This is a genomic window from Humitalea sp. 24SJ18S-53, assembly GCF_050632385.1.
Lineage (GTDB): Bacteria > Pseudomonadota > Alphaproteobacteria > Acetobacterales > Acetobacteraceae > Humitalea.
Map to the genome: position 1 here is coordinate 105,541 of NZ_CP192599.1, position 21,384 is coordinate 126,924.

At 69.0% G+C, this 21,384-nt stretch carries 22 protein-coding genes; 5 read left to right on the forward strand and 17 right to left on the reverse strand.

Annotated features, from left to right (window positions below):
* The first annotated feature begins 23 nt into the window (after positions 1 to 23).
* The 3 genes from ACQW02_RS00495 to ACQW02_RS00505 are packed head-to-tail and all read left to right on the forward strand — an operon-like array spanning position 24 to position 3,563.
* On the forward strand, positions 24 to 842 hold the full coding sequence (locus tag ACQW02_RS00495; protein WP_431283316.1) for a creatininase family protein: 819 nt from the start codon (positions 24 to 26) through the stop codon (positions 840 to 842).
* Positions 835 to 2,160 carry an FAD-binding oxidoreductase gene (locus tag ACQW02_RS00500; protein WP_431283317.1) on the forward strand — a complete coding sequence of 442 codons (1,326 nt, stop codon included), beginning with the start codon at positions 835 to 837 and terminating at the stop codon, positions 2,158 to 2,160. Before ACQW02_RS00495 ends, ACQW02_RS00500 begins: the two co-directional genes overlap by 8 nt.
* Positions 2,157 to 3,563, forward strand: a complete 1,407-nt coding sequence (locus tag ACQW02_RS00505) for an FAD-binding oxidoreductase (protein ID WP_431283318.1) — start codon at positions 2,157 to 2,159, stop codon at positions 3,561 to 3,563. Before ACQW02_RS00500 ends, ACQW02_RS00505 begins: the two co-directional genes overlap by 4 nt.
* Here the strand turns inward: ACQW02_RS00505 and gpmI are convergent.
* The 7 genes from gpmI to ACQW02_RS00540 form a co-directional block, all read right to left on the reverse strand.
* On the reverse strand, positions 3,560 to 5,083 hold the full coding sequence (gpmI, locus tag ACQW02_RS00510) for a 2,3-bisphosphoglycerate-independent phosphoglycerate mutase (RefSeq protein ID WP_431283319.1): 1,524 nt from the start codon (positions 5,081 to 5,083) through the stop codon (positions 3,560 to 3,562). The genes ACQW02_RS00505 and gpmI overlap by 4 nt on opposite strands.
* A gap of 66 nt (positions 5,084 to 5,149) precedes the next feature.
* A complete protein-coding gene (locus ACQW02_RS00515) occupies positions 5,150 to 5,956 on the reverse strand; it encodes an ion transporter (RefSeq protein WP_431283320.1) in 807 nt (268 codons plus the stop codon).
* A 71-nt stretch (positions 5,957 to 6,027) separates the two neighbouring features.
* On the reverse strand, positions 6,028 to 6,714 hold the full coding sequence (locus tag ACQW02_RS00520; protein WP_431283321.1) for an NnrU family protein: 687 nt from the start codon (positions 6,712 to 6,714) through the stop codon (positions 6,028 to 6,030).
* Positions 6,714 to 7,880: a CaiB/BaiF CoA transferase family protein gene (locus ACQW02_RS00525; RefSeq protein ID WP_431283322.1), complete on the reverse strand. Its 1,167-nt coding sequence runs from the start codon at positions 7,878 to 7,880 to the stop codon at positions 6,714 to 6,716. The genes ACQW02_RS00520 and ACQW02_RS00525 overlap by 1 nt, the downstream gene beginning before the upstream one ends.
* Positions 7,880 to 9,223, reverse strand: coding sequence for a tetratricopeptide repeat protein (locus ACQW02_RS00530; protein WP_431283323.1), 1,344 nt, complete (start codon positions 9,221 to 9,223; stop codon positions 7,880 to 7,882). The genes ACQW02_RS00525 and ACQW02_RS00530 overlap by 1 nt, the downstream gene beginning before the upstream one ends.
* A gap of 53 nt (positions 9,224 to 9,276) precedes the next feature.
* Complete coding sequence (locus ACQW02_RS00535) at positions 9,277 to 10,137, reverse strand: TIGR01459 family HAD-type hydrolase (protein ID WP_431285988.1); 861 nt, start codon at positions 10,135 to 10,137, stop codon at positions 9,277 to 9,279.
* Entirely contained in the window at positions 10,137 to 11,183 is a 1,047-nt protein-coding gene (locus ACQW02_RS00540; RefSeq protein ID WP_431283324.1) for a quinone-dependent dihydroorotate dehydrogenase, read from the reverse strand. The genes ACQW02_RS00535 and ACQW02_RS00540 overlap by 1 nt, the downstream gene beginning before the upstream one ends.
* A 43-nt stretch (positions 11,184 to 11,226) precedes the next feature.
* On the opposite strand from ACQW02_RS00540, the gene ACQW02_RS00545 reads away from it, so the two are divergent.
* A complete protein-coding gene (locus tag ACQW02_RS00545) occupies positions 11,227 to 12,114 on the forward strand; it encodes a DMT family transporter (RefSeq protein WP_431283325.1) in 888 nt (295 codons plus the stop codon).
* On the opposite strand, the gene ACQW02_RS00550 is transcribed toward ACQW02_RS00545, so the two are convergent.
* Genes ACQW02_RS00550 through ACQW02_RS00560 form a run of 3 tightly spaced genes read right to left on the reverse strand, consistent with a single transcriptional unit; the run spans position 12,098 to position 13,075 of the window.
* Positions 12,098 to 12,331: a DUF2798 domain-containing protein gene (locus tag ACQW02_RS00550; RefSeq protein WP_431283326.1), complete on the reverse strand. Its 234-nt coding sequence runs from the start codon at positions 12,329 to 12,331 to the stop codon at positions 12,098 to 12,100. The two genes, ACQW02_RS00545 and ACQW02_RS00550, sit on opposite strands and share 17 nt — an antisense overlap.
* Positions 12,331 to 12,684 carry a DUF952 domain-containing protein gene (locus ACQW02_RS00555; RefSeq protein WP_431283327.1) on the reverse strand — a complete coding sequence of 118 codons (354 nt, stop codon included), beginning with the start codon at positions 12,682 to 12,684 and terminating at the stop codon, positions 12,331 to 12,333. The genes ACQW02_RS00550 and ACQW02_RS00555 overlap by 1 nt, the downstream gene beginning before the upstream one ends.
* Before the next feature lie 22 nt (positions 12,685 to 12,706).
* Positions 12,707 to 13,075 carry a hypothetical protein gene (locus ACQW02_RS00560; RefSeq protein WP_431283328.1) on the reverse strand — a complete coding sequence of 123 codons (369 nt, stop codon included), beginning with the start codon at positions 13,073 to 13,075 and terminating at the stop codon, positions 12,707 to 12,709.
* Positions 13,076 to 13,153: 78 nt separating this feature from the next.
* On the opposite strand from ACQW02_RS00560, the gene ACQW02_RS00565 reads away from it, so the two are divergent.
* The gene (locus ACQW02_RS00565) at positions 13,154 to 13,378 is read left to right on the forward strand and encodes a hypothetical protein (protein ID WP_431283329.1); all 225 of its coding nucleotides are present in this window, start codon (positions 13,154 to 13,156) and stop codon (positions 13,376 to 13,378) included.
* Positions 13,379 to 13,477: 99 nt separating this feature from the next.
* Here the strand turns inward: ACQW02_RS00565 and terL are convergent, their stop codons facing one another.
* From terL to ACQW02_RS00600, 7 genes are all read right to left on the reverse strand, one after another.
* Complete coding sequence (gene terL, locus ACQW02_RS00570) at positions 13,478 to 14,896, reverse strand: phage terminase large subunit (RefSeq protein WP_431283330.1); 1,419 nt, start codon at positions 14,894 to 14,896, stop codon at positions 13,478 to 13,480.
* On the reverse strand, positions 14,883 to 15,179 hold the full coding sequence (locus ACQW02_RS00575) for a hypothetical protein (RefSeq protein ID WP_431283331.1): 297 nt from the start codon (positions 15,177 to 15,179) through the stop codon (positions 14,883 to 14,885). Before ACQW02_RS00575 ends, terL begins: the two co-directional genes overlap by 14 nt.
* Positions 15,176 to 17,458: a phage tail fiber protein gene (locus ACQW02_RS00580; RefSeq protein ID WP_431283332.1), complete on the reverse strand. Its 2,283-nt coding sequence runs from the start codon at positions 17,456 to 17,458 to the stop codon at positions 15,176 to 15,178. The genes ACQW02_RS00575 and ACQW02_RS00580 overlap by 4 nt, the downstream gene beginning before the upstream one ends.
* Before the next feature lie 32 nt (positions 17,459 to 17,490).
* The gene (locus tag ACQW02_RS00585) at positions 17,491 to 17,931 is read right to left on the reverse strand and encodes a hypothetical protein (RefSeq protein ID WP_431283333.1); all 441 of its coding nucleotides are present in this window, start codon (positions 17,929 to 17,931) and stop codon (positions 17,491 to 17,493) included.
* Positions 17,931 to 19,811: a hypothetical protein gene (locus tag ACQW02_RS00590; RefSeq protein WP_431283334.1), complete on the reverse strand. Its 1,881-nt coding sequence runs from the start codon at positions 19,809 to 19,811 to the stop codon at positions 17,931 to 17,933. The genes ACQW02_RS00585 and ACQW02_RS00590 overlap by 1 nt, the downstream gene beginning before the upstream one ends.
* A 3-nt stretch (positions 19,812 to 19,814) precedes the next feature.
* Positions 19,815 to 20,384, reverse strand: a complete 570-nt coding sequence (locus ACQW02_RS00595; protein WP_431283335.1) for a hypothetical protein — start codon at positions 20,382 to 20,384, stop codon at positions 19,815 to 19,817.
* A 70-nt stretch (positions 20,385 to 20,454) separates the two neighbouring features.
* On the reverse strand, positions 20,455 to 21,282 hold the full coding sequence (locus ACQW02_RS00600; protein WP_431283336.1) for a phage capsid protein: 828 nt from the start codon (positions 21,280 to 21,282) through the stop codon (positions 20,455 to 20,457).
* Positions 21,283 to 21,384: the final 102 nt, after the last annotated feature.

Consider the following 21,384-nt stretch of genomic DNA (forward strand, 5'->3'; position numbering starts at 1 on the left):
ACTGGCACGGAAGACATCGCCCCATGACCGCACTCCCTTCTCGTTTCTGGGCCGACCTGCCCTGGCCCGCGTTCCGCGACCTGCCGGCCGATACGGTCGCCATCGTCCCGGTCGCCAGCATCGAACAGCATGGCCCGCATCTGCCGGTATCGGTGGACACGACGATCAACGAGGGCGTGGTCGCCCGCGCGCTCGATTTCCTCGCGCCCGAGGTGCCGGTGCTGGTGTTGCCGACGCAGCGCGTGGGCCTGTCGGTGGAACACCTGGCCTTCCCGGGGACCCTCACCCTGACGCCGGAAACCCTGCTGGCCGTGGTCACCGAGATCGGCGACAGCGTGGCCCGCGCCGGGGTGCGCAAGCTGGTCTTCGTCAACAGCCACGGCGGCCAGCCGCAGATCCTGGACATCGCCGCCCGCCGCATGCGGATCAAGCACGCGATGTTCGCGGTGAATTGCCAATGGTCGCGGCTGGGCAAGCCGGCCGGGCTGATCTCCGACATCGAAAGCCGCTACGGCATCCATGCAGGACACGTCGAAACCGCGCTGATGCTGGCGCTGAAGCCGGAGCGCGTGGACATGTCCCTCGCCCGCAACTTTGCGAGCCGCGCCATGCGGTTCGAAAACGAGGCGCCCCTGCTGTCGCCCGAAGCCGGCGTGCCGATCGGCTGGATGGCGCAGGACCTGGACCCGGCCGGTGCCGCGGGCGATGCCACCCTGGCGACGGTCGAAACCGGCCACAAGATTTTGGACTTCGCGGGGCAGCGGATGGCCGAGCTCTGGACCCAGGTCTGGCGGTTCGACACGGCGTCCTGGCTGCGGCACGCGCCCGATCTGGATGCTTGATCTCGGCGGCATCGAGACCAGCACGGACCGCGCGCTGCTGCGCCAAAAATCGCGCGACTTCTACTGGTACTCGCCGATCCTGAAGGCGCTGCTGGACGGCAAATGCGCCGACCTGCTGGCGCGCCCGAAGGATGAGGCGGAGGTCTTGCGCATCCTGGCCGCGGCCCGCGCCGCCGGGATGCCGGTCACCGCGCGCGGCGGCGGCACCGGCAACTATGGGCAATGCGTGCCGATGCAGGGCGGCGTGGTGATGGACCTGTCGGGGATGACAGGCCTCCTCTCCCTGCGCGACGGCGTGGCCGAGGTCGAGCCAGGTGCCAGGATGGTGGATATCGACGCCTGGGCGCGGCCGCAGGGGTGGGAGTTGCGGCTTTGGCCCAGCACCAAGCGTACCGCGACGATCGGCGGCTTTGTCGCGGGTGGCGGCGCGGGCGTGGGCGGGCTGCACCACGGCACTTTGCGCGAACGCGGCAATCTATTGGGCGTGCGGGTCGCGACGATGCAGGACCCGCCTGCGATCCTGGATCTGGATGGTGATCGGGCATCGCCGGTCAATCGCACCTATGGCACCACGGGCATCATCACCCGCATCCGGCTGCCGCTGACGCCCGCGCAGGATTGGCGGGATGTGGCGGTGGCCTTTGCCGATTTCGACGATGCGGCGCGCTGTGCCTGGGCGCTGGCGCATGCGGATGGCATCGCCAAGAAGATGTGCGCGGTGTTTGACGCGCGGCTGCCGCCCTTCTTCAAGGGACTTGAGACACCGGCCGGCCAGGCGCTGCTGCTGACCAGCATCACGCCCGCGGGCATGGTCGCGCTGCGCGACCTGGTCGGGGATCATCGCGGAACGATCTTCGCCGACCAAGGCATGGCGGCGGCCGAGGCCGATCCCGCCGCGACCCCCTTCTACGAATACTGCTGGAACCACACGACCTTGCAGGTGCTGAAGCGCGATCGCGGCGTCACCTACCTGCAATGCCGCTTTCCGTTCGAGGGCACGCTGGAGTCCCTTTCCGCCGTCCGCGCACGCTTCCCCGACGAACTCTGGATGCACACCGAATGCGTGCGCTTCGGCGGGCGCCTGACGATGTCGGCCCTGCCGGTGATCCGCTGGACGAATGAGGCGCGGCTCTACGAGATCATCGCGGGCTTCGAGGCCGAGGGTTGCGGCATCGCCAACCCGCATGTCGTGACCATCGAAGAAGGCAGCGGCTACCGCCGCGTCCCGGGCGACCAGTTGGGCTTCAAGAAGATGGTCGATCCGCTGGGGCTGCTGAACCCCGGCAAGATGAAATCCTTCGAGGAGGATCGCGCATGAGCCTCGCCGCCATGATGGCCGAAACCCCCACATTGGACTGGATCACCGACCCCGCCCTGGTGCGCCAGAAAAGCCGCGACTTCTTCTGGTATTCGCCGGTGCTGAAACGCCAGTTGAACAGGGTGACCGGCGAGGCCGTGGTGGCGGTGCGGTCGGAGGCCGAGGTGATCGCGGTCCTCGGCGCCGCGCACACGCATGGCGTGGCGGTGACGGCGCGCGGTGCGGGCACGGGCAACTACGGCCAGGCGATGCCGCTGGCGGGCGGCGTGGTGCTGGACCTGTCGGGGCTGGACCAGGTGGTGTGGTGCAAGCCCGGCGTGGTGCGGGCGCAGGCCGGGGTGAAGCTCATCGACCTGGATGCGCAGACGCGCCAGGCCGTCGGCGGCGAATTGCGCTTCCACCCCAGCACCAAGCGCACCGCGACCATCGGCGGCTTCATCGCCGGCGGGTCGTCCGGCATCGGCAGCACGACCTATGGCATCCTGCGCGAACCGGGGAACATTTTGGGATTGCGCGTGATCACCTGCGAAGCCGAACCGCGCGTGCTGGAACTGCGCGGGGACGATGTGCAGCAGGTGAACCACGCCTATGGCACCAACGGGATCATCACCGAAGTCGAACTTCCCCTGGCACCGGTCTGGGAGTGGATGGACCTGGTCGTGGCCTTTCCGACGCTCGGCGCGGCCGCGGGCTTCGCCGATGCGATCTGCCGCATGGATGGGGTGGCGAAGAAACTGGCCTGCGTGATCGCGGCCCCCGTGGCGCAGGATCATTTCAAGAATTTGGGCGCGGCCGTGCCGCCAGGGCAGTCGATCGCGCTAATGATGATCGCAGAACCCTTCATGGACCTGATGCCCGCGATCATCGCCGGGCATGGCGGGACGGAACTGCACCGCATCGCGTCGGATGACGCGCCGGTGCCGCTCTACGAACACTCCTGGAACCACACGACCTTGCAGGCGCTGAAGACCGACAAGTCGATCACCTATCTGCAAACGCTGTTTCCGGCGCCGGACCATCTGGCGCTGGTGGCGAAGATGGAAGCGATTTTTGGCGATGAGGTGCCGATCCATCTGGAATTCGTGCGCTTCGGCGGCGCCGTCTGCTGTTTCGGCCTGCAACTCGTGCGCTTCACGACCGAGGAACGCCTGGCCGAGATCATCGCGATCCATGAGGCCGCCGGCGCCCCCATCTTCAACCCGCACACCTTCACGCTGGAAGAAGGCGGGATGAAGCGCGTCGATGCGCGGCAACTGGAATTCAAGCGCGCGGCCGACCCCAAGGGCCTGCTCAACCCCGGAAAAATGATCGCCTGGGATGACCCCGACTGGCAGCCAGGCCGGCCGCAGTCGGTGCATTTGTATGAGACGGATTACGCCGCCCCGGCAGAGTTGCTGGACTAACCCCGGATCAACGACCGCCCGGTCATCTGCGCCGGCTGCGGCAGCCCAAGCAGGGCCAGCAAGGTCGGCGCGACATCGGCCAGCCGGCCATCGGCCAGGGTCGCACCGGCCGGGCCACCGACCAACACGCAAGGCACGACGTTCAGCGTGTGCGAGGTATGCGCCCCGCCGGTCACGGGGTCGCGCATGGTTTCCGCATTGCCGTGGTCGGCGGTGACCAGCAGCGCGCCGCCGGTGTCGCGGATGGCGGCGACGATGCGTGACAGGCCCGCATCCACGGCCTCCACCGCCTTGATCGCCGCGGCCAGGCTGCCGGTGTGGCCGACCATGTCGGCATTGGCGAAGTTCAGCACGATCAGGTCATGGGCCTGGGCGCGGATCGCGGCCTCGGCCTTGGCGGCCAGTTCGGGCGCGCTCATCTCCGGTTGCAGGTCGTAAGTCGCGACTTTTGGCGATGGCACCATGACGCGGGCCTCGCCGGGCAGCAGCGTCTCGTCGCCACCGTTCAGGAAATAGGTGACGTGCGGGTATTTTTCCGTCTCCGCCATGCGGAGTTGCGTCAGCCCCGCGGCCGCGACGGTTTCCCCCAACAGCCCATCCATCGATTGCGGCGCGAAAAGCGTCGCCTGGAAGGCGTCGAGCTCCACGGAATACTGCGTCATGCCGGCGGCGGCCGACAGCGCCGGCACGCGCGGCCGGGGGAAGCCGGCAAAGCCCGGATCGACCAGTGGCGCCATGATTTCCCGCACGCGGTCGGCGCGGAAGTTGAAGCACAGCAGCCCGTCGCCATCGGCCATGCCGGTGTAGTCGCCGATGACATGGGCGGGAACGAATTCGTCGCTGCGGCCGGCGGCGGTATTTTGGGCGATGGCCTGCATCGGGTCGGCGATGCGCGGGGCGTCGGCGATCGCCATGGCGCGCCAAGCCTGCGCCACCCGTTCCCAGCGGTTGTCGCGGTCCATGGCGAAATAGCGCCCGGTCAGGCTCCCCAGGCGGGCGCCCGGTGGCAGGTCCGCCAGGAAGGCCGGCAGGTCCCGCGTCGCGGCATCGGGCGCGCAGTCGCGCCCGTCGGTCCAGCCATGCACCACGACCGGCACGCCGGCCGCGGTGATCGCCCGGGCCAGCGCGATGGCGTGGCGCTGGTGGCTGTGCACGCCGCCTTGCGACAGCAGCCCCGCCAGATGGCAGGTGCCGCCGCGCGCCTTGATCGCCGCGATCAGCGCCACCAGCGCTGGCAGCCTCGCCAGCGATCCATCGGCGATGGCGGCATCGATGCGCGGCAGATCCTGCATCACCACGCGCCCGGCGCCGAGGTTCAGGTGCCCGACTTCCGAATTGCCCATCTGTCCGACCGGCAGCCCGACATCCGGCCCGCAGGTCCGCAGATAGGCGCGTGGCCCCGCGGCCCATAGCGCGTCGAAGCACGGCGTCGCCGCCAGGGCCACGGCATTGTCGGCGCAACCGGGCCGGAAGCCCCAGCCATCGAGGATCACGAGCATCACGGGTGTCTGTTTGGGCATGGGCGGTCCGGTTGGTGGGTCCTGGTCCTCGGTATCCTCCGGCGTGGGCGGGGGCAAGCCGTGGGGTCAGCGCTGTTCGCGCAGGGCTGCGATCTCCGCTCGCAGGGCGCGCAACTCGACCAGCACGGCGTTCTTGTCGCTGGCGTCGGTATCCGCCGTGCGATCCTCGCGCAGGGTCTGGATGCTTTCGACGATCACGCCGATGAACAGGTTCAGCACGACGAAGGTGCTGACCACGATGAAGGGCATGAAGAACAGCAGGGCCCAGGGATCGTGCTCCATCGCCGGCTTCACGATATTGGCCCAGTCATCCAGGGTCATGAGTTGGAACAGAGTGAACAGGCTGGCGCCGAGCGTGCCGAAGGCATCGGGCACCGCATCGCCGTAGAGTTTCGTGGCCATGACGGCAAAGACGTAGAAGATCAGGATCATCAGCAGCAGGATGCTGCCCATGCCGGGCAGCGCCTTGAGCATCGCCTCCACCACATTGCGCAGCGACGGCACCACGCTGAGCAGTCGCAGGACCCGCAGCACCCGCAAGGCGCGCAGCACGGCCAGCGGCCCGCTGGAGGGAACCCAGGCGATGCTGACCACCAGCAGGTCGAAGATGCCCCAGGGGTCGCGGAAGAACGCCGCCCGGTGCGCATAGATCCGCAAGCCCAGTTCGATGGTGAAGAGCCACAACAGCGCACGGTCCAGGGCATGCAGCACATCGCCCCATCCGGTCGCCATCAGGGTCTCGCTGGTCTCCAGCCCCAGCGTCACCGCGTTCAGCAGGATCAGGCCGATGACGATGCGCTGGAACAGATCGTGCGCGACCAGCCGCGACACGGCCGATCGCGTGTTGTCGGCGGCAATGACGGAAGCAGACATGAATATTCCCCAGGCCGACGGCAAAATGCCGCGGAGGGATGGCTATTCACCCGGCGCGGGTCAACCCGGGCTTAACCGAAGACCAGCGCCGGCACGCCGAAAATACCACGATGGAAGTGCAGCAGCACGGCCCAGGCGATCACGGCCAGCAGCGGCGCCAGCCAGCCGATTTCCCGGACGGCAAGCCGGTTGCGCCCCGCCGCGATGGCGGCGAAGGGGATGATCGATGTGGTGGCGGAAAAGCCCGCCCAGGCCGCCGGCCGCCGCGCCCGCAGCTTGGCGTCGATCGACGGCATGCCCAGCAGCGCGGTGACCGCAAAAGCCGCGAAGAATACCAGGCTGGCGCTGTCGCCATTCGCCCCCGCGTGCAGCAGCGCCCAGAGCGTGAAAGACCACAGCATCGGGTGCCGTGTGATCCGGGTGATGCCGCGCGGTTCGGCCGCCAGGGCCGTATCCGCCGCCACCGCCGTCGGATTGGGCGCGGTGACGGAGGCGAAGAAAAAGACAAAGGCAAGCAGCATCACGCCCGCCATGATCCAGCAGTAGCCGGCCGAGGCGGTCCAGAACACCATCGTCTCCGGCAAGGCGGCCCGCCAGGCGCTGACCAGCAGCGCGATGGCGATGACCGACCCGACCGAGAAGACCCCGCGAAACCAGCCCTCCCCCAGGCGCGCGACCAGCAGGCCGCGCAACGGCGACCCCGCCACGCCGACATGCACCCCGACCCAGAGCAGGGCCGCGAGGCAGAGCAGGAGCATCACACCTCCACGACGCCAGCCGCGGCAAGTTCGGCCGCATCCAGCCCAAGTTCCGCCATCAGGTCGGCGGTGTCCTGGCCCGAGCGTGGCGCCTGGCGGCGCAGCGGCAAGGGGCCGGACGCCATGCGGACGGGGGTCAGCGGCAGGTCGGCGGTCACACCTGGCGCCAGCGCGTGGGCGGCCATCACCCCGCCGGCCAGCAGATGCGGGTCGGTGAACAGGTCCTCCGGGCGGTTGACCGGGGCGACCGGGATCAGGGCGGCGTTGCAGCCGGACACGACCTCATCCACCGCCATCCCGCCGAACAGGGCGTTCAGCCGCGGCATCACGCGATCCCGCGCGGCGACGCGCTGCGCGTTGGTGGCCAGCAACGGATCGGCGCCCAGGTCGGCCAGGGCCGGGAATTGCTGCACCAGCCGCAGCCAGTGCTGGTCGCTGACCACGCCAACGAAGACCTGCCCGTCCCGCGCGGCAAAAACGTCGTAGATCGCCCAGGTGGTGCGCCGTTCGGTCATCGGCGGCACCGGTTGGCCGCTGATCGCGCCGGCGGCCATGTGCTGGGCGACCAGGAAGGCGACGCTTTCGAAAAGACTGGCCGCGACCTTCTGGCCCTTGCCGGTCGCCTCGCGTTCGCGCCAAGCGGCCTGCATGCCGATGACGCCGAACATGCCGCCCATGATGTCCACGACGCTGGCCCCGGCGCGCAACGGGCGGCCGGGCGGGCCGGTCATGAAGGCGAGGCCACCCTGCATCTGCACCACCTCGTCCAAGGCGGGCAGGTTTTCATAGGGGCCGGGCAGGTAGCCCTTGAGCGTGCAATAGACGAGGCGCGGGTTGATCGCGGCCAGCGTGTCGTAGTCCAGCCCCAGCCGTTCCATCGTGCCGGGGGCAAAGTTCTCGATCAGCCCATCGGCGGTTTCGACCAGTTTCTTCAACACCGCGATGCCGCGCGGATCCTTCAGGTCGACGGCAAAGGACTTCTTGTTGCGGTTGAAGGTCGGGAAGAAGCCGACGCCAAAACCGACCAGCCGGCGCGTGCGGTCGCCGCCGGGCGGTTCGATGCGGATCACCTCGCAGCCCAGGTCGGCCAGGATGACGCCGCAGGACGGGCCCATGATGGTATGGCCGAAATCCAGGACCCGCAGGCCCTCCAGGGGCAGTGCCATCAGTGCGCGACCTGCCGTGCGATAGCGGCGTAATCGACCCGTCGCGCCGGGGGCACCGGGCAGCGGCCGGCGGCCCGCTCCAGCAGGGTTCGTGCATCCTCGGTCAGCCCGGCCTTGGCGGCGCTGTCGAGGAACAGGATCTCCAGCACCGCCTGCTGCGCGTGGCTGCCGCCGAGTTCGCCCAAGGTGGACAGGGCGGGCCGCAGCGCCGCCACCGCCTGTTCATGTTCGCCGCGCGCGTGGTGCAGCACGGCGCGGCAGGCCGGCAGCCCGCTGCGCGCAAGGATGGCGGCATTGGTGCCGGTGCCGCGCGCGGCCTCGGCGACCGCGTGCAGCAGGTGGGCCGCCTGGTGGAAGCGGCCGGTGGCGCCGAGCGCCATCATCCAATGCGGCAGGGTGAAGGCCGATTGCGTGTCGTCCAGCCGGCCTTCCGCCTTGTCGGCCAGTTCGGTCCAGCGGTCGCCGACATCGACGCCTTGCAGCGACAGGCGGAACAGCATCGATGCCGCGTTCTGGATATCGACGAACATATCCGGCAGCGCCTGGGTCAGCGGGCTGTTCAGGTTGCGGAAGCCTTCGTCGTAGAGCCGCAGCACCGCCGCCCGGTCGCCGCGTTCGTGGTGGAACAGCGCGCGATGCCACAGCAGATGGTGGCGGATGCTGTTGGCGCCCTGCCATTGCGGTTCCAGCCCGTCGAGCCAGGCGATGCCCTCACCCCGGCGGCCCTGCATTTCTAGCACATGCGCCACGCCATGCGCGGCCCAGACATCGGTCGGCACCAGTTCGACGGCGCGGCGGCCCGCGGCCTCGGCTTCGGCGTAGCGGCCCACTTCCTCGAAGGCGAAGCAACGGCAGGCGAGGTAGGAGGCCCAATGGGTCAGGTCCCGGTCCCAATGCGGCCCCACGCGTTCGATCGCCGCCGCCATCTGCGGGCCGCGGCCGAGCCAGAAGGCGACGAAATGATGCAGCCGGACCGCCAGCGCATCGGTCGGGTGTTCGGCCAGGATGGCTTCCCAGATCGCCAGGGCCTGGTCGGACTCGCCATCCGCCCAGGCCGACAGGGCGCCGGCATGGGCACGTTCGCGCGGCGTGCCGCCGGCCGCCACGGCCAGGGCCGCGGACTTGCGGGCCGAGGGCAGGGCCGCGGCATTGTAGGTCAGCATGGCGAAACTGCCGCGCAGGATGCCGGCGAAGGGCGCCTCCGGATCCAGCGCGACAAAGGCCTTCAGCTTTTGGGGCGCGTCCTGGGCATAGGCCAGGTAGGCCGAGACCACCGCATCGAAGGCGGTTGCTGCCTCGGCCGAGGACAGGGTGACAGGAAGGCCGTGCGCGTCGCGTTGCATACGGCCAGGATCGGACTCTGTCGTTCCGAGTGCAAGCCGCTCCGCGGTGGTGGCTACCAGCGCAGGCCGGTCAGGGCCGCGATCGGGGCGACGCCGGCGGCGGCCGCCTCGGCCGCCAGGGCGCCTGGGTCGGGCCGGCCGTGGGAGGCTTCGGCCAGGCCGGTCAGCGCCCAGAGCGCGTCGATCCCGGCCGCCTGCGCGCCAGCCAGGTCGGTGCGCGGGCTGTCGCCGATGGCCAGCACGCGGGACCGGTCGGTGATGCCCAGCATGGCCAGGACCGGCGGATAGACCTGGGGGTCGGGCTTGCCGACCTCGAACACCGGGCCGCCGCCCAGGTCGGTGTAGATATCGGCCAGGGCGCCGGCGGCGATCAGGCGTTCGCCGGCGACCATCACCTCTCGGTCGGGGTTCACGCAGATCATCGGCAGGCGGCGGGCGGCGGCGGCCTTCAGCGCAGGGATATAAGCGCGGGCGTCGTTGTTCCCGGCCTCCGGCTCCGGGCCGGTGTTCAGGACGAACTCGGCGCCGGTGGCGGATTTGCTCAGGACGATGTCCAGCCCCTCGGCGACGCTCAGGTCGCGCCCGGGGCCGATGTGGAAGGCGTGGGTGCCGAGGGCGGCGAAGAACGGCAAATCGCGGCGCAGCAGGTAGTTCCGCGTCAATTCGCCGCTGGTCATGATGCCGTCATACAGCGCGGCGCCGATGTCCATCCGCGCCAGCATGTCGGCGACGAACCAGGACCGGCGGGGCGCGTTGGACAGGAAGGCGACCTTCTTGCCCATGGTCTGCAAGGTGGCCAGCGCATGGATGACGCCGGCATAGGGCGTGCGTCCGTCATGCACGACGCCCCAAAGGTCCAAGATAAAGCCGTCGTAGCGATCGGCGAGCGATTCAATCCCGTCCAGAATCTGCATCACGCATCGACCCCCACCGCATCGGCCACCGTCGCAAACCCATCCCGCCGCAACAGCGCGGCCAGGCCCGTCTTCATCCGCGGCACCAGTGCCGGCCCGTCATAGGCGAAGGCCGCGTAGAATTGCACCAGCGACGCCCCGGCCCGGATCTTCGCATAGGCCTGTTCCGCGCTGCCGACACCGCCGCAGCCGATCAGGGTCAGCCGCCCGGCCGACAGGCGATAGACCTGGCGCAGCATGGCGGTGGAGGGCGCGAAAAGCGGCGGCCCCGACAGCCCGCCCGCTTCCGGGGCCTGCGGGCTGCGCAGGCTGGCCGGTCGCTCGATCGTCGTGTTGGTCAGGATGAGCCCGGCGATGCCGCGGGCGATGCAGGCCTCGACCAGCGCGGGAATCGCGTCTTCGGACAAATCGGGCGCCAGCTTCACCAGGATGGGCATGGCGGGGGCCGAGGCTGCCATCGCGTCCAGGATGGCGATCAGCCGCGCCTCACCCTGCAAATCGCGCAGGCCCGGGGTGTTCGGGCTGCTGACATTGACCACGACGTAGTCGGCGATGCCGGTCAGTGCGCGGGTCATCGCCGGGTAGTCGCGTTCGGGGTCGCTGCCTTCCTTGTTGATCCCAAGATTGGCGCCGACCACCGCCGGCAAGGGGCGCGGCAGGGCGGCGAGGCGCTGGCAGAACACGTCGATCCCCAAGCCGTTCATGCCCATGCGGTTGATGACAGAGCGGTCTTCCTCCAGCCGGAACAGGCGGGGGCGCGGATTGCCGGGCTGGGCGCGGGGGGTGACGCTGCCGGCCTCCACATGGCCGAAGCCCAGGCGCATCAGCGGCAGCACCGCCGCTGCATCCTTGTCGAAGCCGGCGGCCAGGCCGAGGGGGTTGCGGAACGCCAACCCAAAGGCGCGGGTCGCCAGGACAGGGTCGTCCGGCGTGGAGTCGCGGCCCGCGAGGCCCCAGGACAGCGCCTTCAGCGCGAGGCCATGGGCGGTTTCGGGGTCGAGGCCCCGGATCAGGGGCATCAGGGCGGAGGCGAGGGCGGGGATCATCGCCGGGGTGTTTGCCCGAGGTGGGGCGGCGCGGGAAGGCCGGTTGACCGGAGGCCGTTCGCAACGCACACCCGGCGCCGTGCGCGCCACCCTGCTCATGCTGGCCGGCCTCGGCCTTTTCGCGGTGCTGGACGCGAACTCAAAAAACCTCTCCGGGACATACCCCGTGGAGCAGGTTGTCCTGATCCGTCACCTCGTTTTGCTGACGCTGCTGTTGACGGCGCGGGCGGTTTGGCCGGGCGCGGGCGGACCGATCGCCACCGCCTACCCGGCGCGCACCTTGGCGCGGGCGGCCGGGATGCTGGGGGCGGCGGTGTTCTTCTTCCTGGCTTTCCGCTCGCTGCCCCTGGCGGATGGGTACCTGGTCTTTTTCACCGCGCCCTTCATGACGCTGGGTCTGGCGGTCGTCGTGCTGCGGGAAAAAATGCGCGCCGCCGCCTGGGGCTGGGCCGCGGTCGGCTTCGGCGGGGTGGTGATCGCCATGTTGCCGGACCTGCGCGCGGGCGGGCTCTGGCTGTCCTACCTCTATGCCTTCATCGGCACGATCTGCCACGCGGTGGTGATGACCTCCAATCGCGGCCTGCGGCACGAGGGCGGATTCGCGCGGCTGGTGGTCTGGCCGGCCGTGCTGGCGGTGTCGGTGCTGCTGCCTTTTGCGATCGCCGATTGGCGGCCGGCGCCGACGAAGGACCTGCTCGCGCTGATGGCCAACGGCGTTCTCGCTGGGGTCGCGAATATTTGCCTCGCGTTGGCGTTTCGCCACGCGACGGCGGCGCGGCTGGCGCCGCTGGAATATTCGGCGCTGGTCTGGGCGGTGCTGTTCGACGTGCTGATCTGGCACCACTGGCCGGGGGTCTGGACCCTGGTCGGCGCCGTCGTGATCGTCCTGGCGTGCTGGATGAGTCAGCGCAAGGTCAGGAAGGCGCCGTAATCCGCGTGACAAAGCGCCGCACGAGGGGCGCCAGCACGGTCAGGATCGGGAAGGCGATCGCCCAGGACATCGCCCAGGCGCGCATCCATCGGGCCAGGTAGCCGTCGAAATCGGGCGCCATGCCGGCGCCGACTGAAATCGCGGAAATGATGAAGGTCTGGATGCCGGCGACGATCAGCGCGAAGAGGAAAGGCGCATGCCCGGGCGAAAAGCGCATCAGGCAATGTCCTCCGGGAACACATGCAGCCCCTTCGCATCGAGCGGCAGCGCCACGACCCGGCGCACGGCGGCCATCGGCAGGGGGCCGTAGAGATGCGGAAACAGCCCCGGCCGCGATCCGCCGGCCGCCGGTTCCCAGACCAGCGCCGCGCCGAGTGCCGCATCATCGGCGCTGACCAGCAGCAGGTCGGGCAGGCCCGCGCGGTGCTTTGCCGCACTCGCCCGGACCTGCGCGCCATCGGAAAAATGCAGGTAGCCGTCGCGCCGGTCGTCGGCGCTGCCGGCATAGGCGCCGGCCTGTTCGGCCGCAGCCCAATCGGGCGCGCGGACCAGGGTGTGGATCATCGTCATGCCACGTTTGCTACAACAGGCGTCAGCGCTTGTCGCCGCCGCGGATCGGTGCCTGGGCGTAGAAATGCGCCGTGGCGGTGGCGGTGCGATTGACCTCGTCCAGCTTCTCCTCGATCCGCAACAAGTGGGAGGTGAGGCGCTGGTCCACGTCGCGGATCAGCGACAGCGGGACGTAGGTGCGCGCGACCTCGACCTTGAAGGCCGACAGCTCGTCGCGCGTGCGGGCCAACGCGTCCGATTCCGCCGCGGTCGGTGGGGCCGGGGCATCGCCCCCACGCGTCGCGATGCGGTCGCCCAGATCGCGGCGAAGGTGGTAGATGAGCCAGACCAGGGCCGCGGTCAGCGGCGCATTGGCGAACTGGGCCAGAAACTGTGGATCGGTGGGGTTCATCGTGTCCCTCGTCATGGTTCTGTGCTTGTTGGGGCGCGCCACGGTCACCAGATTGCGGCCATGGAACGGAACGGGGTCATGTGGAACGAACCGTATTTGGAAACCTGTTGCCGTTCGGCGTTGCACCGCCTGCATCAGACGCGCATCGCCGGTCGGCCGGACGGGTTGAAGGACGGTCCCTGCCTGCGACGGCTGGCCGGCATGGGGCTGACCGAACAGCGCGGTGACGATCGCTGGTGGCTGACCGAGGCAGGCTCCGCCCGGCACGAAAGCGAAGTGCTGAAACTGCGGAGCGCTGCCTGAAGCATTTTCAAGTCAGGTGGACTCACCTGACGAATCGGAAAATGCGACAAAACAAACGACTAGACCGTTTGACGTGAGCCCTTGCGAACGGAAAATGGTCTAGTTTCCCCGCCAGCCTGGACCGGCTGGCGCCGGTGGCAGGCGCGCGATGCGCACCGGTTCGGCCGCGAGGCACCCGGCCAGGGCATCCAGCGCATCATCGGTCGCGCCCGGCGAATCCGGCCGCCATTCGGACATTTCGGCCAGGAAGCGCGGGCTGGCCGCCTGGGCGTGGATGTGCAGCCGCCGCGCCGCCATGACCGGGTCCAGCGCACCCAAGATGCGCTTGGACTTGGCTTCGCGGTGCGACACCTCCACCACTGCGCAGGCCGCCCCGGCGCGGGCCATTTCCTGCCGCAGGATGGCCGGCAAGAAGCGACCGATGCCGTTGGTTTCGACCCGCACGGCCGGCAACAGCAGGTCACGCGCGATGCGCGCGACCGAGGCGCATTGCTGGGTCGCGGGATCGACGACCGCGTCGGGGTCATGCGTCAGCCAGTGCAGCCGATGCAGGTAGTGGTTGCCCTCGCCATCCACGTAGCAGGCCGCGAGGACCGAGCCATCGCCCCGCCCCGGGCGACCAAAGGCCGGATCCCAATGCCCGCCGCCCGAAACCAGCCGGCGGCCCATCAGTCGCAGGACGGGCCGGCCACCGGCCTCGGCGTAGTCGGTTTCCTCCGCGTAGCGAATGAGCGTCGCGGGGTCGAGGCGCGCGGCCTCCGGCGGCACCGCCTCCAACTGCATCTGGCGGCGGAACTCGATCGGACCGACGCGTTGCCGCAGCGCCGCGACGTGGGCTTCGGTGAAGCGTTCCGACCAGGCGTTGCGGCCGCGCGCGTCCAGCAGGGGAATGCGCAGGATCTGGTAGCCTGCGACGAAGCCCGTCGGGTCGTAGAGCGTCTCGGCCGTATGCGGCGTGCCGACAAGGAGCAAGGTGCCGCCGGGCGCGAGCACGAATTCCGCTTCGGTCAACCGTTCCCGCAACGAGGCACGCTTGCCCGGTGTGTCGCAATTGCCCGCGACTTCCACATCGTCGCCGATGATCAGGTCGGCGCGACTGCCGGTGATGTTGCCATCGATGCCGGCCGCCAGCATCGACGGATCGCGCAGCGCACCCGGGCGACGCACCGTGAAGCGATCCGCGGCCCAGGCTTCCGGCACGCTTTGCCGTAGATGAGCACACAAGGGATGGCGTTCGATGATGCGCCGCACGCTGGCCACCATCTTGGTCGCCAGCGCGTGGTCGGCGGCCAGCACCAGGATGCGGGTATCCGGCTGCCGCGCGAGCAACCAGGCGCAATGCAGCCCGACCAGCGTCGATTTTCCGGCGCCACGGAAGGCTTGCAGCAGCAGGTGATGGTCGTCACCGCTTCGGCGCGCCTGCAACCAGCGCGCCATGCGCCGGTGCAGTCGCGGCAGGGTCTGCCCATGGCGGGCGTTCCAGACCCAGGCGAAGACGTCCAGGTCAGGTTCCGCCATCCTCCCGATCCTCCTCATCCTCTGGGGTGCCCAAGGCGTTCAGGGCCTGTGCCAGGATCTCCGCGGCCTCGTCCGACGGCTCGCCACCAGCGGCCTTGATGACCTTCATCAACTGTTCCAGATGCCCCAGCGCGGCGCGGGCCGAGGTGTGCCAGGTGGCAAAGACCTTCGGGTCGTCGTGGGGCTCCGGCGAGCCCTTGCCGATGAACGTGCCGTAGTCCCTGACCACGACGGCGACCGCGCGCTCCAACTCCTCGCGCGTCACGAGCAGGTTCGCCGTCATGCCTTTGTCACGCGGACGCGCACGGTGCCGGCGGCCAGGTCGATCGCGACGCCCGACCGGTTCCAGGCAGTGACCGTGACCACATCGGTCGCGCCGATCTGCGCCAGGAAGACCATGCCGCTGGTCGCCAGGCTGAAGGCCGCCTGGCAGAAATCGCCAGGCCTTGCGCCAGGCACGGAAACATTCAGCGTGGCGGAGGCACCGCCGGCGACGGAGGCGGGGTCCCAGGCCATCTCCGCGATCAGTTCGCGCACGCCATGCGGCAGGCCGGGCTGGCCATACAGCACCGATGGCGAGAAGGCCGGATCGCAGGCAAGCCGCATCGACCGGACCTCGAAATCACTGGTCAGGCGGCCGATGCCGATGATGGCATAGGCGACCTGCGGTTCCAGGTGCACCGTCTGCAAGCGGGTCAGGTTGGTGTCGTTCATGTCCGACGTGCCCTGCCACCAGCGCGCGCCGGGCGAGAACTGCATGGTCTGCCCGCTGGCCCGCACCATCTGGCCGGCGGCATCGGTCAGCAGCGTCATCGAGGCGTCGAAGGCCTGCACGATCAGTCGCGGTGAATCGGCGTCCACGGCCAGCGCGAAGTCGCGGCAGGCCCTGCTGTCCACGACGAAGCCGATGCCGCGGCCGCCGACCAGAACGGCGCCGTGATCGGTCAGGTTGATGCTGTCCAGCGCGGGGAAGGCGAAATGGGACAGCGTGGTCGGGGTGCCGCTGACGTTTGTGGACAGCATCGCGAGTTTCTCGAAGCCGACCTCGGTCGCATTCCAGCGGATCGAGGCCGCGCGCATGTTCGGGACCGAGGCGAGTTCGCGGACCGATTCCCGGTGCGCGATCGCCTGGTGGTGGCGGCGAATGACGGCGCCGGTGCGCGTGGCGCTGGGCGGGTACTCGACCTCGACGCCGTAGCCCTGGCTGGCCCAGGCGACTTCGTAGACATGGTCCTGGGCGCCTGCGGTGTGGCGGGCGACGTATTGGTCGCAGCCCTCCATTCGCATGTTGCGCACGATCACCGCGCGGCTGTTCACCTCCATCAGGAAGGGCACGCCGGCAATTGGCCGGTCACGGGACTGCAACTCGAAGGCAGGGCCGTCGAAGACATGCCGGTTGTGCGCGACATAGGCCCCTGGTGCTGCCGAGAAGCGCACGCCATAGCGGTCCTTGTCGGTGTGGACGGCAAAGGCCTGGGCGAAATGCCCACCATAGTAGCGGACGGATGTGTTCCACGCCGCCGCCGTTTCGGTCCGCACATCCAGCCCGATATGATTGTTCACGATGCGGCCAAGGAAGACCTGGCTGTCCTCGAACCCACGCTCGACGCCCAGGGTGCGGATGCCGATGGTGAAGCCTTCGACCTGGCGGACTTCGAGGATGCTGCTGTCGAGGTTGCGCGCGACGATTCCGATGTCTGCTTCATTGGTCCAGTCGCAGATGGTGGCGCGTGTCACCCGCAGCCCGGTGTAGGATTTGACCGCGTTGCGCACGGCGGCGCCGTCGCCCAGCGTCAGCGCCGTGCTGCCGTCGGGGCCGGCGTAGAGGATCGACCCCTTCATCAACAGGCCCGCCGCCGCACCGCCGAGCAGCAGCGGCATGGTGGTGCGATGCGTGCCTTCGCCGATCTCCAGCAGCTTGCCGGCGCTGGCAGCGGCGTTCATCGCCGCCTGTAGGGCCGGGCCATCGTCGCTGATGCCATCGGCAAGCGTGCCGAAGTCGCGGGCGGAGAGGCGTTCGGCGAGCTTGTCCTCCACCGTGCGCGGAATGGCGCCTAGGAAGGGGCTGGTCATCGTCGCAGCACTGCGCGGCAGCACCGTGACGGCGCCATTGCTGTCGAAGCCCAAAAGCTGGTTGGCCCGTACGGCGCGCAGTGGCAGCACCGTGCCGCCGGGGGCTTCGGAGGGATGTAGCCGCAAACTCGTGCCCACTTCATCGCCGAGGTCTTGCAACCCCGCGACCTGGCGATCCAACTCGTCGTTCAATGCATTGGCGCGCAGCAGCCCATTGGGCTGGAAGTCCGTCACCCGTTCGACGCGTACGCGGCGGCGCAGGGTGATCAGCGCGCCCGCGGCCGGCGGCGCGGCGAAGACGACGCTGCCGCCTTCCGACACGCCGGCGCCGGTGATGATATAGCCGGCCGGCGCGGATTGCCCGGCGATCATGACCTCCAGATCCTCGGCATCGAAGATCGGGAAGGGGTAGGTAAAGGCGTTCTGGGCGCCATCGGCCGCGTATTGCACGCGCGGTGCGACGTCGCCGATGCGGATGTGCTCGGCCATCGGGGTATCCTGTCGTGTGCGGGGCGGAGGGATCAGTCGAGAAGCGAGCGCACCGCGCCGCCGAAACTCTGGCCGGCGCGCAGCCATGTGGTTAGCGAGCCGTCGTTGTTCAGCAACGAGCGCCGTCCGGACGACAGCCGCGCCTGGAAGGCGGCGTTGCTGTCGGCCTGGGCCTGGGCTGCGTCCTCGGCCATGCCCGCGGTGATGGCGGCGGCGGAGCCCTGGTCGGGGCTGACGCCGGCCGCAGCCAGCCGCGCGCGGGTCGAGGCAAGGGTGCGGTCCAATGTGCCCTGCCGGTCGCGCGCATCGGCGGCCGATTGGGCCGTCAACTGCGCCTGGCGCTGGGTCGCATCGTTTTGCGCCTGCTGCACCTGCAGCTTGTTCTGCGCCGATTGCGTCTGTTGCTGGCGGTTCGCGGCGTAGAGCGAGACGCCGGTCCCGATCAACGTCGCGACGGGGGCGATAGCGGCCATCAGTCGGGCATCCTTATTTCGGTCGTGACGGAAAGCAGCGTGAAGGGCAGCGGCGTTTCGCCGACGATGCGCCACAGCGGCTCGGCCAAGGTGCGGTGCCAGCCGAAGGCGCGCAGCGAGATGTCGCCGGTGAAGCGCGGCGGCGCCGCGTCCAGCATCGGCGTGTCCATGCGGCGGAACGGCACGGGTTGCAGGCCGCGGCCGAGATCCACCTCCAGCGCCGCCGTCTCCAGCAGCCGGAAGGTCGCCGCCACCAGCCGCAGCGGGCCGGTGCGGGCGCCGACCGGGGTGGCGGCTTCGGGCGGCAGGGGTTCGACCTCGTGCAGAAAGGCCAGGCCGGCCTGGACGCTGGTTGCCGGCGGATCGACCGCGACGGCGCCGCCCACGACGGTGGCGGTCCCGCGCGGGGCACCATCGGCGAGCACCGTCACGACCTGGCCTTCGAGATGCGCAAGCCCCGACCAGGAATCCTGCGCAACGCCCGAGGCACCATGCAATGCCGCATCGGCCGCCAGCGTCGCATCGAAGCGTTCCAGCCGCAGCGACCCGAAGCGTTCCACGGTGACGTAGACGGCGCCATCCAACTCTGCCACCGCGCGGAATGCGCCGGCGGTGTCCTGGCGTGTCCAGGCCGTCACCTGTTCGGTGCGGAACAACGTCAGCGTCGCCATGCTGCCATCCAGCATGACGATGTGCAGCAGTCGCGTGGTCTGGTCGTAGGCCATCGACATTGGCGTCGCGACCAGGTGTTTCGCGACCAGCGCCAGATCGTTCGCCTGATACGCCTGCTGCACGTCGGTATAGGCGAATTCATGCACCGCGCGATTGCTGCGGGCGACGAAGACGGTGCTGCCATCGACATCCACCGGCGGCACGATGCGATCGATCGGGCTGCCCATGCGGGTCTGCCGGGTCAATTGCATCGATGATGGCGTCAGCGGATCGCCACTGACCATCCATTCGGCGCCGGAGGTGAAGACCTGGAGATGCCGACCGCTGAACACGCCACGGATCGCATTGACCTGGTCCGACAGCAGCGAGAATTCGATCCCCTGGTCATCGAGGCCGTTGCCGAGGTCGAAGTCAGTCAGATCCCCCGACCGCGACAGCCACAGCCGGTTCGGCAGGTCGCGCGATCCGCCAAGCACCAGGCGGTCCTGGTGGAAGCAGGCGGTGGTGGGCCAGCCATGCGCAGCACTGAAGGCGCTTTCATGCCAGTCCGTCGTGGCCGCGCTGTCCGTCAGCGTGTCCTGCACCGTCGCCGTAACCAGTACGGGATTTGTATAACCCGTGATGACCATCTGCTTGCCCGCCATCCGCAGCAGCGCACCGACATGCTCCGGCCGAAACACGGCGGCCGATGCGGTGACCGTCACCGAGCCTGACGTGCCATCGGTCGAAATCTCGATATCGGTCGGCGCGAACCGGGCCCATGGCAGGCGGCTGAAGCCGAAGCCCTGCACCGTCCAGGCCGTATGCCCGCTGCGCGTGATGCGCTGCGGCGGCATGTCGGGATGCAGCAGGATTAGCGTGTCGGCATTCTGCGTGAAGGCAAGCTGCGGCAGCATCGCCTCTGTCCAGGGGCCGGTGACGCTGGCGACCTCGGCATCATTCAGGAAGACCTGCATGCGCGATGCGGTCAGCACCAGCAGATAGGTCTGCTCGGTGTTGAATTCGAAGGCGATGAGCCGCGCCGCACCAGGCAGGATCGCGACATGCCGCAGCCCCGCCCGGCGCGCGACGCCACCCGTGGCCTGGATCACCACATTCCGCAGCCGCCGCGCGCCGTTTTCATACGCGCGCAGATCGCCACGGCCGAGCAGTTCCGGCGCCAGCTCGCCCGCCGTGAAACTGGATTTGATGCGCTTGAAACTAGGCATGGCTCAGCCCCGCGCCATGATCAGCGGGAAGCCTTCCAGCGCCTTGGTCGTCGCCTGCTGGCTATCGGCCAGCCGGGCTGCGCGCAGCGACTGTTCGGCCAAGCGATACAACGCCTCGGCACGCCCGGTCGATTCGGTCAGCGGCAGGCAGAATTCAGCGGCGAGCCGCGCCACCAGCGCTTCGGTGAAGAAGGGCGGGAAATCCGTCTCCTCCGGCCGAAAGACGTAGGTCAGCGTCACCGTCTCGGCATCGGCGTGCAGCCGATTTTCGTGGATACGATAGGAGATTCCGCGCCCCGCACCACCGCTGCCAGCCGACAGCGCGCGCAAGAACCCTGCGGGCAGTTGAAATGCATGCGCGTAGTCGGCGACAGGCGTCGCGGCCAAACGCGGCAGCGTCACCTGGCCCGAGGCAAATGACCACGGGTGGGCCGACAGCATGGCGTCACGCACATGGGGGTAGAGGTTGGCCGCGATCTCCGCCTCGGCGGTGCCTTCCTCCAGGCTGGCGACGGGCGCTGCGCCGAGCTTCAACAGCGCGCGCGAACAGAGGACGAGCGCAGAAAGCGCCATGTCGTTGTCTCCTGGGATGGGGGGCACAATCCCCCGGGTGCGACGCACCCGGGGGAGGCGGCAGAAGCGACTATTCCGCGGCGCGCATCCGCACGACGCCAGCGCCGTCGATCAACACCGCGCCCTGGCTCATCATGTTCAGGATGAAGTGCGCGGCATGGTCGCCGTGCCAGGACACATCGGTCACCACATCCTGCGCCGAGGCATGGCCCACCGCGGTCTTGTGGAAGAAGTAGCAGAACCGCAGCGCGCCGCTCTTGGTCAGGCCCGAATGCGGCATCCACATCGCGCCCAGCCAGGACTTGGCCTGCGCGCCCTTCCACGGCAGATCGGCGTCGCCGATATAGCGGCTGTCGGCGAATTCCTGGATCTGCAGCAACTGGCTCCACTGCTTCCAGCCGACCACGGCATAGCGCTGGCCGTCATCCGGCACATCGGCGGCACCCAGGGTTTCGAAGGCGAGCAGCACCTTCTCCTTGGTCAGGCCATCGGCGTCGGTGGTGCCGGGGGCGGTGCCGACCGCTTCGGCCGTCGCCGTGTCCAGGGCGGCGATGATCAGCTCATCGGTCTTGCGACCCAGCGCATAGGCGCCGGCATTGGCGACGACCTGGCGCTCCTCCATGTTGGTCTTGATCTCGTCCAGCCGGTCCACCCATTCGCCGGCGTAGTAGTCCTGCAGGAAGCATTCGGCGTTCGAGTATTGCAGGTTCATCACCGGTACGACGCCGTTGCGCGCCTTGGCGGCGGCGGTGCCGCGGCCGACTTTCGGGAAGACGGTGCTGGCGCCCTTCACGTCGCTCTTGCTGCGCACGGTCTGGCGCAGCTTGCTGCCCTGGCGCTGGTAGGCATCCTTCACTTCGGATTCGAACTGCTTTGCGAAGGCGAGGTCGATGGTCATGCGAAAAGTCTCCGGCAGGCGGATTGCGGGGAGGGGATTCGCGTCATCGGCGGTTGGGCCAGGCAGGCGCCGCCGAACGCGTGCGTCCGCACGCCCGGCCGC

Bases quoted from the DNA above. Each gene is read 5' to 3' on its own strand.
- ACQW02_RS00495 (WP_431283316.1), top strand. From the start codon at position 24: ATGACCGCACTCCCTTCTCGTTTCTGGGCCGACCTGCCCTGGCCCGCG.
- ACQW02_RS00500 (WP_431283317.1), top strand. From the start codon at position 835: ATGCTTGATCTCGGCGGCATCGAGACCAGCACGGACCGCGCGCTGCTG.
- ACQW02_RS00505 (WP_431283318.1), top strand. From the start codon at position 2,157: ATGAGCCTCGCCGCCATGATGGCCGAAACCCCCACATTGGACTGGATC.
- gpmI (WP_431283319.1), bottom strand. From the start codon at position 5,083: ATGCCCAAACAGACACCCGTGATGCTCGTGATCCTCGATGGCTGGGGC.
- ACQW02_RS00515 (WP_431283320.1), bottom strand. From the start codon at position 5,956: ATGTCTGCTTCCGTCATTGCCGCCGACAACACGCGATCGGCCGTGTCG.
- ACQW02_RS00520 (WP_431283321.1), bottom strand. From the start codon at position 6,714: ATGCTCCTGCTCTGCCTCGCGGCCCTGCTCTGGGTCGGGGTGCATGTC.
- ACQW02_RS00525 (WP_431283322.1), bottom strand. From the start codon at position 7,880: ATGGCACTGCCCCTGGAGGGCCTGCGGGTCCTGGATTTCGGCCATACC.
- ACQW02_RS00530 (WP_431283323.1), bottom strand. From the start codon at position 9,223: ATGCAACGCGACGCGCACGGCCTTCCTGTCACCCTGTCCTCGGCCGAG.
- ACQW02_RS00535 (WP_431285988.1), bottom strand. From the start codon at position 10,137: ATGCAGATTCTGGACGGGATTGAATCGCTCGCCGATCGCTACGACGGC.
- ACQW02_RS00540 (WP_431283324.1), bottom strand. From the start codon at position 11,183: ATGATCCCCGCCCTCGCCTCCGCCCTGATGCCCCTGATCCGGGGCCTC.
- ACQW02_RS00550 (WP_431283326.1), bottom strand. From the start codon at position 12,331: ATGCGCTTTTCGCCCGGGCATGCGCCTTTCCTCTTCGCGCTGATCGTC.
- ACQW02_RS00555 (WP_431283327.1), bottom strand. From the start codon at position 12,684: ATGACGATGATCCACACCCTGGTCCGCGCGCCCGATTGGGCTGCGGCC.
- ACQW02_RS00560 (WP_431283328.1), bottom strand. From the start codon at position 13,075: ATGAACCCCACCGATCCACAGTTTCTGGCCCAGTTCGCCAATGCGCCG.
- ACQW02_RS00565 (WP_431283329.1), top strand. From the start codon at position 13,154: ATGTGGAACGAACCGTATTTGGAAACCTGTTGCCGTTCGGCGTTGCAC.
- terL (WP_431283330.1), bottom strand. From the start codon at position 14,896: ATGGCGGAACCTGACCTGGACGTCTTCGCCTGGGTCTGGAACGCCCGC.
- ACQW02_RS00575 (WP_431283331.1), bottom strand. From the start codon at position 15,179: ATGACGGCGAACCTGCTCGTGACGCGCGAGGAGTTGGAGCGCGCGGTC.
- ACQW02_RS00580 (WP_431283332.1), bottom strand. From the start codon at position 17,458: ATGGCCGAGCACATCCGCATCGGCGACGTCGCACCGCGCGTGCAATAC.
- ACQW02_RS00585 (WP_431283333.1), bottom strand. From the start codon at position 17,931: ATGGCCGCTATCGCCCCCGTCGCGACGTTGATCGGGACCGGCGTCTCG.
- ACQW02_RS00590 (WP_431283334.1), bottom strand. From the start codon at position 19,811: ATGCCTAGTTTCAAGCGCATCAAATCCAGTTTCACGGCGGGCGAGCTG.
- ACQW02_RS00595 (WP_431283335.1), bottom strand. From the start codon at position 20,384: ATGGCGCTTTCTGCGCTCGTCCTCTGTTCGCGCGCGCTGTTGAAGCTC.
- ACQW02_RS00600 (WP_431283336.1), bottom strand. From the start codon at position 21,282: ATGACCATCGACCTCGCCTTCGCAAAGCAGTTCGAATCCGAAGTGAAG.